The sequence below is a fragment of the Sporolactobacillus shoreicorticis genome, assembly GCF_024125445.1.
GTDB lineage: Bacteria > Bacillota > Bacilli > Bacillales > Sporolactobacillaceae > Sporolactobacillus > Sporolactobacillus shoreicorticis.
Genome location: NZ_JAMXWM010000051.1, coordinates 1 through 9701, shown reverse-complemented (window position 1 = coordinate 9701; position 9701 = coordinate 1). Strand labels below are relative to the sequence as shown.

The window sequence follows — 9701 nt, the reverse complement described above, 5'->3', positions numbered from 1 at the left end:
TTGTAAAAAAAGACGACTCGCCTATTCGAAATGGAATGGACGCGCCGTCTTTTCATTCTAATCTTTATTCATTTTTCGGTTCAATTATTTGTTCACCTTTGTACGTGCCGTCTTTGCTGACACGGTGAGAAAGATGATACTCACCGGTTTGCGGATCACGCGACAGCGCTGGAACCTTTAAACCTTGATTTGTTCTTCTTTTCTTCTTACGTGTTGTAGATGTTCTTCTTTTCGGTACAGCCATTGTTCCATTCCTTCTTTCAAAAAATGTATTGTTGATGACCGGATATCATAAACCTTTTTTTATTCGTTTGGCCTCTTTAATCGCCTTTAAAGCTCTGCGATGTGTTTTCTTATTCGGGCTTTTTAATTCTCGTCTTGCGCTCGAAAGTACGCTTTTACTTGGCATGTGTACGACTCCTTTCTGTGAACCACACCAACGGAATGATCTTACAGGCACCGGCAAATAGTAATCATTACGTTTTATAATAATTTAAAAGGCCACAAAAAGCAACCAGAATGAACGCTGATTAATCACAAAAAATTTAACGATTGTTCGCTATTGTCACCGCCCATTTGCGATAGTCGCGCGGTGTCATGCCTGTCTGTCTGTGGAACACTTCTGTAAGACTCCCGGGTTTTTTATAGCCAACGATACCCGCGATCTGTTGAATACTTAAATCAGTAGCCTCAAGAAGTTTTTTCGCTTTGTTTACTCTTTTTTTGATAACATAGTCAAAAATAGTCGACTGATATATTTTTTTAAAGGTATACTTCAATTTTGTTGTTCCCATACAGGCAATTTTCGCAAGCGTTGCTACATGAATCTCATCGGCATAGTGATGGTCAATGTAAGCCGTCACCTGAGCCAAGCGCTCCTGATCCTGCGCAGATATGGGGGTAAACAAGCGGGCAGACGTACTCTGTTTCATTTTCTGCACGATCAGTGAAATGGATTCTGCCACCTTGCTCTCGTAAAATAATCCCGCAGAAATGCCGTCGCCGTAAAAATGCATAATCTGATTAAAAAGAAAGATCAATTCAGGAGCGTTCATGGACTGGTCGAGATTGAGAAACGCATCTTGAGGACTCGCGTATTCATCAGGATAGCGCTGCTGCAAATAATCCTCATAATACTCAGGCATAATTTCAATACTTACGCAGCGCATCGGAACATTTTTATGATAAAGTGCACGAAAAAGTTCACCATTGCCATAGTGGCTCCTGAGGCCGGAACAAAGCAGCCGTCTGCAAGGACTCAACTGTTCCGCGGATACGGATTCGATATAACTGATGCTCAAAAATCGAGGCTGCCTAAACTCCAGTAACCAATCCTCTGTTAATTCAAAGTCCAGAATAGAGACCGCGAACAAATTTTTATACGTATAAACCCAGTATGAGCCTCTCCCTTTTTCCTGATCCAATGTGTAGCAGATTCCTTCTCGTTTATAACAATTATTCTTTTTTTCGTCTCGAAAAAATCCGCTCTGAAAAAGACATGGTTCATACATTTCTTTGATTATATTATCCATGTGATTCTCTCCCCTGCCGTCAGCGGACGAAAAAAGACCGCTAACTGACGAACATCCGCAAATTTTATTGACGTTATTAAGGACTGAACTCTATCATAAATGAGAACCATTTTCATTATATACAGAATAACGTGATGAAACAAGATAAATAAAGAGGTGAAAAGAGCATGAACACGCGTAAAAAAAGTGGGAGTATCTCTTTCTGAGCAACAGCTGATCATGATTTATAATATCAAATACAGTATAATTTCCCAAACGAAATATTGTTGGCGTATAGAAAAATAACTATGGAGGCGACCGTATGTCAAGAACCAAAAATAATCTTTTCCTCGCGACATTTATCAATTATTTAGCCATTTACATCACCATGCCTGTGCTTGTTCCCATTTCTAAAATTGCTTACCTTTCTCCTAGTCAAACCGGTTTAATGGTATCCGTCGGTTCTTTAAGTATGATGCTCGGTGGACCGCTCTGGGGAAAATTATCCGATACACTCGGACGTAAAAAAATCATGATCACCGGAATGCTTGGTGTGGGGATCACGTATGTGCTGTACATTGCACTTTTTGGCTACTCTATGATTCAAGGACAATTTGTCATGACTGCTTTTGTTTTCTTAATTCTCGGACGGATTGTTTTGGGCATCTTTTTGCCTGCCATGCCGTCAGCGGGCAATGCGCTGATGGCGGATATCACCGATCAGGCTTCTCGAGCGAAAGGAATGGCTCTTCTCGGATTTGCGACCGGTTTAGCCATGGTTCTTGGTCCCGTGATCGGAGGGCTGCTGTCGGGACTTGGTTCTCTATTCATTCCTTTCTACATGACCATCGCTATCTCAGTCCTCACCGGTCTTTATTTGATCAAAGCACTCCCCCGGACAGAACCTGTGGGCGTCGCGGGACATGAGAAAATTCGCGGTTCCAAAGTATTCTCCTTTCAGTTAATCAGTTGGCTGCTGCTCGGATGCAGTACCATGCTTGTCATGGTCATGGTGCAGCTCGTCATGCCGCTCTTGCTCCACGATGTGTTCGGTTATTCTAATGTTTCAAGCGCCGGGCAGGCATCCATTTTATTCTTTGTCATGGGCACTGCGCTTATCGTGACGCAGATTCTTCAAATGAAAGTATTGAACTGGCAACCGACACGCTTGATCATCGTCGGCACGATCTTCATGATTGCGGCGCTCCTAATCATGGCATTCACTCATTCCTACCTCCTGTTTGCCGCCAGTTTTATCTTTGTCGGTGCCAGCCTTGCTTTCGGCTTGACCGCTATGTCCGCGGGGTGCTCTCTGTGTGTCTCCAAAGAACATCAGGGGATTGTTTCCGGAATTGTCGCCATGACTCAAGGAATTTCAGGAATTGTCGCCCCTATTCTTGGCACCGTACTTTATGAAATAAATTATGTACTGCCTTTTTACGTGTTTCTCGCGATTATTATCGCTGCCTTCATTACATTTATTATCAGTCGCGCAGCAGATAAAGCAGAGGAACCCGCATTCACTCAATAATAAATGATCAAAAGAGTTTCTAGTGCGAAAAGAGATTGCACGCGTGCAATCTCTTCTTTCTTTTTGTTAGAAAATCAGATGACGGCAAACCAATCCAATAATTACACCAAGAACGACTGACGGCAGGAAGCGTTTCGTCAGGGAAATGCTTATGGCAGCGACGAAACAGCTGATCAAAACAGGGGATGAGAGCATCAGCCTGCCACCTGTCGGTATGAACACCTGTTTGACAAGCAATGCAGTGATAATGGCGATCGGCACATAGTTAAAATACAGACGTAAGGTCGGATTCATGTTTCGATGCGCCATGAAGGCAATGCCGACAATTCTGGATAGGTAGGTAGCAACAGCCAGCGTGCCAATAAGAATCCACTGATTAAGCATGGCTTGTCCTCCTATGAATAAAAAGTCCGACAAGCGGCGCGAGAAGGCCTGTGAGAATAATCGTCAATTCATTGCCCGGTTTGAACCCTTCGAGGCAGAGTGCCAGAATTACCGCCGTCAGAGCGGTACCGATGACCGGCTTCCCTTTCAATCCAGGAACGAGCAGCGCTGCAAAAGTAACCGGAAACGCAAGATCAAGACCCCATTTCTGTGGATCAAGCTGATTGCCGATGAGTGCCCCAAAAAATGAAGCAAAGATCCATGCAATATAAAAAATGGCGGCCACGACCGCAAAGTAGGTTGGATCCGGTCCCACCTTTTTGAATCGGGCACTGGCAAGTACAAACGGTTCATCTGTTACACCAAATGCCAGCAGCCGCGTCCATTTTTTCGCCGGTTCGATTCCTTCGGCAAGTGCCGCGCCATAAAGCAGATTTCGTAAATTAAGCAGGATCACCGTAAGCAGCACACTGGTTAAACCTGCCCCGCCAGCAAGCATCGCTACTGTAACCAGCTGTGCAGATCCGGAGAAGACAAATACAGACATGGCTACCGTTGTGAGCAGACTAAAATTAACCTGCATAGCCAAAACGCCATAGGACATACCATATGCGGCAATAGCTATGGCAAGCGGAAAAGCTTCTACGCACGCCGTTTTTACCGTTGATTTTTTCTGATGAAGCATCTTCATTACCTCGCTTCTCTATTTTTTCCGTGTGAATAAATTCCGAAAATAGTATACTAAAATTAACTTATTGTATATTATAATATAATCGCCCCATCAAGTATATATAAATTTACTTTTTGTCTATTAAAATATACCAAGGAGATGATTTCCTTGAAAAACAACGCTTGGGAAGACGGAGATGCCGGAAAGCGAGTCGGAGCCAATCTGCGCCAGTTACGGACAAGCCGAGGCATGAGTCTTGAGCATTTGGCAAACAAGATCGGTATCAGCAAACTTACTCTAATGAATGTTGAGCGAGGGGACGGCAACCCAACGCTATCCGTCATCTGGAAGATTGCGAACGGACTGAATATCCCGGTCAGTGCGCTTCTGTCCATAGAGTCTGATGTATCAATCGCACGCAAAGAAGACAGCATGAAATTAATGAGCCCCGACAAGGTTTTTGTTGCCGAGCCCCTCTTCCAATCGCATGGCCTCTATGAATTATACCGTGGTTATCTTCAGCCGAATTCTGAGTACCCGTCTTCCGCACATCAATTTGGCGTAAACGAATACGTCACCGTCATGGCCGGGGTATTGGAAGTAGAAGTCGGCGGCAAAATCTATCATTTAAATGAATATGATTCCATTAAGTTTAAAGGTGATTTGGATCACAAATACATGAATCCTTCTTCAACCCTGGCGATCTTACACTTTGTCATCTCCTACCATTCAATGTAACTGTTTCTAAACGGCTCAGCCCCATCATCTCAAATGGATGATGGGGCTTTTAACCGCTCCTTTTCGTACAAATCGTAAACATTCTAAATCATTTTAATTGAGCAGATCAATGAAGACAAGGGAGAGTAGCCCAACGTTTATTCATGTTAAGAAGGTCAATAAAAGCGATCAATCAGGCGATGTACCTTTGCATGTACTAAAAATATAGATTTTGACCTAGCCAAAGGAGAAATCGCACGCTTATTTGAAAAACGAACGATTAACAAAATCTCATTAAGCGATATTTTGAAATCAAGAATGGAATAAACGGTCTCTTCAAAAGCCGGAAAGCCGTGATCAATACGTTTTTCCGGTTTTAATCATTTATAACGTTGGGTGTATCACTTCAAGAAGATGGCTAAATGGTAAAGATTCCGCTTTACAATGAAAATCATTATCGGGTATACTTAGGCTAACAAAGTTTCCCCATAGAAACTTTATGTCTTTCAACTATTAATCTTTCAGGGGAGAATGATATGGAGATCTCAAATTTATCCGTTTATTACGGAAAGCGGCGTGTGCTAAACGACGTTTCGGTATCCATTCGGCCCGGAAAAGTAACTGGGATCATTGGCCCAAACGGAGCAGGAAAATCAACACTGATGAAAGCCGTACTTGGCCTGATCCCGATGTCCTCCGGAACGATTACGATGGACAGCGGCGAAGCCGATCCGAAAAAATGGCGCCTGACCATTGCCTATGTCCCGCAAAGACAATCCATCGATCTAACGTTCCCGATCACCGTTTTTGACATGGTTATGATGGGAACTTACCCATCCCTCGGCTTATTTAAGAGACCGGGAAAAGCAGAAAAAGCCCAAACACAAAAATGGCTGGAAGCGGTCAAATTAGGCGATCTTGGACAGCGGCAGATTGCCGCATTATCCGGCGGTCAGCTTCAACGCGCGATTATCGCCCGCGCGCTTGTTCAAGAAACCGATATCTTTTTCCTTGATGAACCGTTTGCCGGTGTGGACGTTGTCAGTGAGCAAATCATTATGGATTTAGTTCGCGACATGAACCGTCAGGGGAAAACGTTTGTTGTTGTTCATCATGACCTCAGTACGGTCAAAAATTACTTCGATGATGTGGTCTTGCTGCATTCGGATCATATCGTTTACGGCGAAGTAGGAAATGTGTTTACCGGCGAACAGCTCAAGCATTTTTACGGCGCGGAAATCAACTTTTAAAGGAGGTGCAGTCATTGGAATTCTTCTCAGACATCATGAACTATCGTTTTCTTCAGCAGGCGCTCATCACTTCAGTCCTGGTGGGCATCGGATCAGGCGTGATTGGCTCCTTTGTTATTCTGAGAGGTATGTCACTGATGGGCGACGCCATTTCGCATGCCGTACTCCCCGGTGTCGCCATCTCATTCATGCTTGGCATTGATTACTTTATCGGCGCGACCCTCTGCGGTATCTTCGCCGCACTTTGCATGGGCTTTATCAGCAGGAAAAGCCCGATCAAAAGTGACACGTCGATCGGGATTATCCTGAGTTCCTTTTTAGCTCTGGGCATGATTTTAATTACCGTTGTCCAAAGTTCAACCAATCTCTACCATATTTTATTCGGAAATATTCTCGCGGTAACGATGCACGATCTCATCCTTACATTAATCGTCACGCTTCTCGTTATCATTCTGGTGGCACTCTTTTACAAGCAGCTGCTTGTCAGCTCATTTGATGAAACCATTGCTCAGACCTATGGAATCAATACGCAGGTTATTCATTATTTTCTGATGGTGCTCCTGACACTGATGACCGTTGTCTCTCTGCAAACGGTCGGAGTCATTCTGATTGTGGCAATGTTGATTACGCCTGCCGCCACTGCTTACCTGCTGACCGACAAAATGAGCCGCATGATTGTTCTGGCTGCCCTATTCGGTATCATCAGCTCAGTGATCGGCCTTTATTTCAGCTTTACGTACAACTTGGCATCAGGAGCGACGATTGTCGTCAGTGCAACCGTTATGTTTTGTATCGCCTTTGTCTTTTCTAAAAAAAATCAATTTATTTTTAAAAAGGAGCAGTGATTCATTTGCGTCAGTTTAGTCGCAGTCTTGTTCTCGTTCTTGGTATCATCATGATTTTCGCACTTTCCGCTTGTGGAAATTCATCTGGAAACAAAGACAGTAACTTGAAAATTGTGGTCACAAACTCGATTCTTTACGACATGGCCAAGGAAGTCGGCAAGGATCATGTTGACATTCACAGCATCGTACCGATCGGCACAGATCCACACGAGTATGAGCCACTGCCAACCGATGCAAAAAGCGTCTCTAAAGCAGATTTGATTTTCTATAATGGCCTCAATCTCGAAGTAGGCAACGGCTGGTTCAAGAAAATGATTGACAGTGCCGGACGAAGCGGCGATTATAATAAGAACATTTTTGCAGTAAGCAAAGGCGTTACACCCATCCACCTGAAATCGGAAGGGCAGGAAAACCAGCTGGATCCGCACGCCTGGCTAGACATTCAAAACGGAATTAAATACATCCGAAATATGGAGAAGCAAATGGCAAAGAAAGATCCGGACCATGCAGAGGATTATCATAAAAATGCAGATGCCTATGTGGAAAAGCTTGAGGACTTGGATAAAGAAGCGAAAGAAAAAATGGCGGCAATTCCTGACGAGCAAAGTTATCTGATTACAAGCGAAGGTGCCTTTAAATATTTCTCGCGCGCCTATGGCCTGCATCCGGAATATATCTGGGAAATCAATACCGAGGAACAGGGTACCCCCGACCAAATGAAGCGGATTATCGGCATTATCAAGAAGCATAAGGTTCCGCACCTCTTTGTCGAAACCAGTGTAAATCCGAAAAGTATGGAGACTTTATCTAAAGAAACCGGCATTAAGATCTACAGCAAGATCTTTACCGATTCCCTTGCAAAGAAAGGCAAGCCGGGTGACACCTACTACGATATGATCAAATGGAATTTGGATCACATTTCTGAAGGCTTGAGTAAATAATCCTTTCATTAAGCGGCTGCTCTCGAAATGAGTGCAGCTGCTTTTTTTATTCATTGACGCATGTATTTCTTGAATGAATTTTTGTTATCTATTGACAACAATGTTTCCTTGATGCAATATTAACTTAGACCGCTACCTTTCCCTGATCGTTTCATTAAATCAATAAATGGAGGCGTTTGTTTCTATGTTTGATCATCAAATCAAAGAACTGTTTCTGCGTTATGGTCTCGAAAACCACTTCCCCGTTGATCCGTTTCTCATCGCTTCCAAAGAAAAAATTATCGTATTCCATTCTGACTGTGAGTTCTCCGACCGTTTCGGCATGATACGTAAATCAAAGCATCAAGGGATTATTTTTTACCTGGCGAGCAATTGGGATCTGACTCATCAGCGCTTTTTTCTCGCTCATTTGCTTGCCCACTTTTTTCTTCATCTCTCCGATCAGGAGCATGTACACATGCACTGCCATATTACCTATGCAACTGATTTGGGCACAACAAATCGCAAAGAATGTGAAGCTGATGAGTTTGCACGTTGTCTCATGATTCCCGAACATTTTCTAAATAAATGCCTCACAAATAAAAAATCGATAGCATATATCTCCCAACAATTAGATGTTCCGCAAAACCAGGTACACGCAAGGATAAAACAACTAAAATCTGAGCACTCAAGAAATTCATCGAATCATTTATTACCAAAGGATAATGTTGGGTAAATGAATGATTTTATTCAAGTAAGGACTCCGTTAATAATTTGTTGCCTTTCCCAATTCCATCGTCTGGGAAGGAATAAGGCAGCGCAGCCATCACGAGACAGACGGAACGCCCATGAAAACAAATGCCTGAGGCGGAAAGCAACAGTCAAATTTAGCAGTGTCCTAAAAGTAAAAGAAAGGGTAAGTGATTACAGTGTCTTATCGTGAGGATGAACAATCAGTGATTAAAGCTGTCAATCGATATTTTCATCAGATGTCCATCGACGGTATTCATGATCAGAAGGCTGCTGAACGATGTACGGCAGTCAAAAAAGATAAACCGATTTGGAAATGGATTCACCAGCTATATAACAAGCTGTAACCCTGTTTGCCATAAATTGTCCTGATCAATAACTTGCCCAATTGGCAAGCTTTTTTTCATTCTCACAGAAAAAGTCCTCTGGCAACTCAAAAAATAAAAGTTTCTATGGCTATTTGTCCCAATATATGTTAACTTATTATCTATAAAAGTTAACAATAATTAAAGGAGTCAATGAGTATGAATCATACACGATTAAAGAACTTAATTTTATGTGCACTATTTGCGGCGATTACTGCCATTCTCGCGCAAATCACCATTCCACTGCCCATTATTCCGATCAGTGGGCAAACACTCGCTGTCGGATTGACGGCTACGATTCTGGGGAGCCGGTATGGCACAGCGTCGATGATTGTTTACGCTGGACTCGGTGCCATCGGCCTTCCTGTTTTTGCAGGAATGAGCGGCGGATTCGGTGTTATCCTTGGGCCGTCCGGCGGCTACATTATCGGATTCATTCTAAGCGCATTTGTAACCGGACTGATTCTTGAACATACAAAATTCAGCACAACGATGGCGATTGTCGCCAATATCATCGGCATGTTTGTCACTTTAGCGATTGGCACACTTCAGCTGAAATTCATACTTGATCTTTCCTGGACAAAGGCATGGGCTGCCGGAGTTTATCCGTTCCTTATCGTAGGTGTGGTTAAAGCAGTCATCGCCAGTGTGGTCGGCATTCAGGTCCGCCAGCGTCTGACTAAATTTGGATTCTTGAAATCAGGCAAGCAGCAAACAGCAGCTTAAATATGAGTAAAAAAACAGCTCTCCTACGGCGC

At 43.4% G+C, this 9701-nt stretch carries 13 protein-coding genes; 8 read left to right on the top strand and 5 right to left on the bottom strand.

Translation table 11 applies throughout. From position 1 onward, the window contains the following. Positions 1-64: 64 nt before the first annotated feature. The 3 genes from rpmF to NIE88_RS21450 form a co-directional block, all read right to left on the bottom strand. On the bottom strand, positions 65-244 hold the full coding sequence (gene rpmF, locus NIE88_RS21460; RefSeq protein ID WP_253065600.1) for a 50S ribosomal protein L32: 180 nt from the start codon (positions 242-244) through the stop codon (positions 65-67). 45 nt (positions 245-289) lie between these two features. Further along, entirely contained in the window at positions 290-409 is a 120-nt protein-coding gene (locus NIE88_RS21455) for a putative metal homeostasis protein (RefSeq protein ID WP_253065599.1), read from the bottom strand. Positions 410-545: 136 nt separating this feature from the next. Continuing rightward, positions 546-1532, bottom strand: a complete 987-nt coding sequence (locus NIE88_RS21450) for a helix-turn-helix domain-containing protein (protein ID WP_253065598.1) — start codon at positions 1530-1532, stop codon at positions 546-548. Positions 1533-1833: 301 nt separating this feature from the next. Here NIE88_RS21450 and NIE88_RS21445 point away from each other — a divergent pair, with 301 nt between their 5' ends. Next, positions 1834-3042 (top strand): MFS transporter, encoded by a 1209-nt coding sequence (locus NIE88_RS21445; protein WP_253065597.1) that lies wholly within the window; start codon positions 1834-1836, stop codon positions 3040-3042. Positions 3043-3108: 66 nt separating this feature from the next. Here NIE88_RS21445 and NIE88_RS21440 read toward each other — a convergent pair whose 3' ends face one another. Beyond that, entirely contained in the window at positions 3109-3426 is a 318-nt protein-coding gene (locus tag NIE88_RS21440) for an AzlD domain-containing protein (protein ID WP_253065596.1), read from the bottom strand. Beyond that, the gene (locus NIE88_RS21435) at positions 3419-4111 is read right to left on the bottom strand and encodes an AzlC family ABC transporter permease (RefSeq protein ID WP_253065595.1); all 693 of its coding nucleotides are present in this window, start codon (positions 4109-4111) and stop codon (positions 3419-3421) included. The genes NIE88_RS21440 and NIE88_RS21435 overlap by 8 nt, the downstream gene beginning before the upstream one ends. A 144-nt stretch (positions 4112-4255) precedes the next feature. On the opposite strand from NIE88_RS21435, the gene NIE88_RS21430 reads away from it, so the two are divergent. From NIE88_RS21430 to NIE88_RS21400, 7 genes are all read left to right on the top strand, one after another. Continuing rightward, positions 4256-4834 (top strand): helix-turn-helix domain-containing protein, encoded by a 579-nt coding sequence (locus NIE88_RS21430; RefSeq protein ID WP_373689477.1) that lies wholly within the window; start codon positions 4256-4258, stop codon positions 4832-4834. A gap of 515 nt (positions 4835-5349) precedes the next feature. Further along, entirely contained in the window at positions 5350-6063 is a 714-nt protein-coding gene (locus NIE88_RS21425; protein ID WP_253065593.1) for a metal ABC transporter ATP-binding protein, read from the top strand. A gap of 14 nt (positions 6064-6077) precedes the next feature. Continuing rightward, the gene (locus NIE88_RS21420) at positions 6078-6908 is read left to right on the top strand and encodes a metal ABC transporter permease (protein ID WP_373689476.1); all 831 of its coding nucleotides are present in this window, start codon (positions 6078-6080) and stop codon (positions 6906-6908) included. Between the two features lie 50 nt (positions 6909-6958). Continuing rightward, positions 6959-7849, top strand: a complete 891-nt coding sequence (locus NIE88_RS21415) for a metal ABC transporter substrate-binding protein (RefSeq protein WP_253065601.1) — start codon at positions 6959-6961, stop codon at positions 7847-7849. A gap of 184 nt (positions 7850-8033) precedes the next feature. Further along, positions 8034-8564 (top strand): ImmA/IrrE family metallo-endopeptidase, encoded by a 531-nt coding sequence (locus NIE88_RS21410; RefSeq protein ID WP_253065592.1) that lies wholly within the window; start codon positions 8034-8036, stop codon positions 8562-8564. Positions 8565-8784: 220 nt separating this feature from the next. After that, a complete protein-coding gene (locus NIE88_RS21405; protein WP_253065591.1) occupies positions 8785-8925 on the top strand; it encodes a hypothetical protein in 141 nt (46 codons plus the stop codon). Between the two features lie 177 nt (positions 8926-9102). Beyond that, positions 9103-9669, top strand: a complete 567-nt coding sequence (locus NIE88_RS21400) for a biotin transporter BioY (RefSeq protein WP_253065590.1) — start codon at positions 9103-9105, stop codon at positions 9667-9669. Positions 9670-9701 lie beyond the last annotated feature (32 nt).

Bases quoted from the DNA above. Each gene is read 5' to 3' on its own strand.
- rpmF (WP_253065600.1), bottom strand. From the start codon at position 244: ATGGCTGTACCGAAAAGAAGAACATCTACAACACGTAAGAAGAAAAGA.
- NIE88_RS21455 (WP_253065599.1), bottom strand. From the start codon at position 409: ATGCCAAGTAAAAGCGTACTTTCGAGCGCAAGACGAGAATTAAAAAGC.
- NIE88_RS21450 (WP_253065598.1), bottom strand. From the start codon at position 1,532: ATGGATAATATAATCAAAGAAATGTATGAACCATGTCTTTTTCAGAGC.
- NIE88_RS21445 (WP_253065597.1), top strand. From the start codon at position 1,834: ATGTCAAGAACCAAAAATAATCTTTTCCTCGCGACATTTATCAATTAT.
- NIE88_RS21440 (WP_253065596.1), bottom strand. From the start codon at position 3,426: ATGCTTAATCAGTGGATTCTTATTGGCACGCTGGCTGTTGCTACCTAC.
- NIE88_RS21435 (WP_253065595.1), bottom strand. From the start codon at position 4,111: ATGCTTCATCAGAAAAAATCAACGGTAAAAACGGCGTGCGTAGAAGCT.
- NIE88_RS21430 (WP_373689477.1), top strand. From the start codon at position 4,256: ATGATTTCCTTGAAAAACAACGCTTGGGAAGACGGAGATGCCGGAAAG.
- NIE88_RS21425 (WP_253065593.1), top strand. From the start codon at position 5,350: ATGGAGATCTCAAATTTATCCGTTTATTACGGAAAGCGGCGTGTGCTA.
- NIE88_RS21415 (WP_253065601.1), top strand. From the start codon at position 6,959: ATGATTTTCGCACTTTCCGCTTGTGGAAATTCATCTGGAAACAAAGAC.
- NIE88_RS21410 (WP_253065592.1), top strand. From the start codon at position 8,034: ATGTTTGATCATCAAATCAAAGAACTGTTTCTGCGTTATGGTCTCGAA.
- NIE88_RS21400 (WP_253065590.1), top strand. From the start codon at position 9,103: ATGAATCATACACGATTAAAGAACTTAATTTTATGTGCACTATTTGCG.